The organism is Desulfosporosinus metallidurans (genome assembly GCF_001936615.1).
Classification (GTDB): Bacteria; Bacillota; Desulfitobacteriia; order Desulfitobacteriales; family Desulfitobacteriaceae; genus Desulfosporosinus; species Desulfosporosinus metallidurans.
The window spans coordinates 1-1473 of the sequence record NZ_MLBF01000154.1; the positions used below are offsets into that span (position 1 = coordinate 1).

The following is a 1473-nucleotide window of genomic DNA, read 5'->3' on the forward strand; positions in this document are numbered from 1 at the left end:
ATCTCGCTTTTCAATGATCGTTCCACTGATACCTTCGTCAACATATTTGTCAACTAATATCCAATCAGATTGAGTAGCGATAAACTCTTCGGCTTCCTCACGTTGAATCTTTAAAGCATTTATCTGTTTTTCTTCTTCAGTTGAAACCCTTGCATAATAAACTACTTTAATCATATACAAACACCTCTTCTCAATGTGACCAATACTACTTTGTGTAACCTACAATATAACATCTCCTAAAATTACGCAACCTTCTTATAGAGAGCTTCAACTCCCTCGTTGTACTCAGACTCTGAAATAATTCCTTCATTTAATAATATCTTTAATAACGAAACTTCAATCATTATAATGCCTCTCTCTTCTTTGTATTTGATTAATGTAAAAACAAATACTAAGGACTTCGTTAGTACCTTATTTGCCTCTACACCCATCCATATACCGTTCATAAATTGAAATTGTAACAAGGGTAAGGCCGGGACAAGGATTAATTTTCCTACGCCCCTTACCATTTAGCCCTATATATCGAAAGAAAGACCTCGTTTCCGAGGTCTTTCTGCCATCTTCTGTCGAATTCATATGATTTAACCTTCTATATAGTAAGATATGGAATAGGAGGTGGTGAGAATGACGGTTAAACTTGGTAAATGGGATCTAGGCACTCCAGCCCATAAAAATTTAGTACTCTTCACATCTGAAATACCCCATCAATACTTAATCCAGTGTAATAAGAATAATTTAGCTGAAGTGACTTATAATGGTGCTGACATAGTAATTACTTTAGGAGAAGCGAAGGTCACTATAATTCCAGAGGTCCTATCCATTCAGATAACTTCACTGTGAATGATATAATGTCACTAAAAGGGAACTGTTTTATTGATGAACAGTTCCCTTTTACATAGAATGAACCCCTACTATTTAGTAAGGGTGTCAGATATACTTATTTAATTACTTCGCTTGCTACGGTCTTAGTAACCTTGCTCGTGCCGTATGAATGACAAACTTGACAGAGTGCAACCAATCACGATACCTGCCAAGGTCTGCCTACGCCTTCTTACTATGTAAATACTTTTTTGCAACCCTTTGTCTCATTGCTGTATATGCTTCACGGGTTTTATCATCAGACACTCCAAGATGCCCTATGTGGCAAGTGAACATTATATGGGTCAGGATGTTTAGGGCTGATGTCCAAGGGCTTAGGCAGGCTTGTACTGATTTTGCATAGAATACTAGGAGGTTTCTTAATTAATCTTCACCACGTAACCAACTACCTAATGCATAGATGATTGATATTAATACCCCTGTACCAAAAATTGAGACTACAGCTAACCATTCGCCCCATTCTACAACTGCATAAATTGGTGCGGCGACGAAAGTAATTGGTGCTACTACAAGTCCGATAACAATTCCCCAAAATCCTGCAACTTCATTTACAATAACTGCTTCAGCATATAAAGTCCATAATCCCCAACCAAC

3 protein-coding genes are annotated in these 1473 nt (G+C 37.3%); 1 reads left to right on the plus strand and 2 read right to left on the minus strand.

Features of this window, described 5'->3' with window-relative positions; translation table 11 throughout:
* Positions 1-174 (minus strand): recombinase family protein (locus tag DSOL_RS30295; protein WP_170871634.1); only part of this gene is annotated, 174 nt, incomplete at its 3' end.
* A 450-nt stretch (positions 175-624) separates the two neighbouring features.
* Between DSOL_RS30295 and DSOL_RS26090 the strand changes: the two genes are divergently transcribed.
* Positions 625-840, plus strand: coding sequence for a hypothetical protein (locus DSOL_RS26090; RefSeq protein WP_075367599.1), 216 nt, complete (start codon positions 625-627; stop codon positions 838-840).
* 402 nt (positions 841-1242) lie between these two features.
* On the opposite strand, the gene DSOL_RS28315 is transcribed toward DSOL_RS26090, so the two are convergent.
* On the minus strand, positions 1243-1473 hold a 231-nt coding region (locus tag DSOL_RS28315), incomplete at its 5' end, for a hypothetical protein (protein ID WP_075367600.1).

Excerpts from the sequence above, each read along its gene's own strand:
- DSOL_RS26090 (WP_075367599.1), top strand. The coding sequence starts at position 625 with ATGACGGTTAAACTTGGTAAATGGGATCTAGGCACTCCAGCCCATAAA.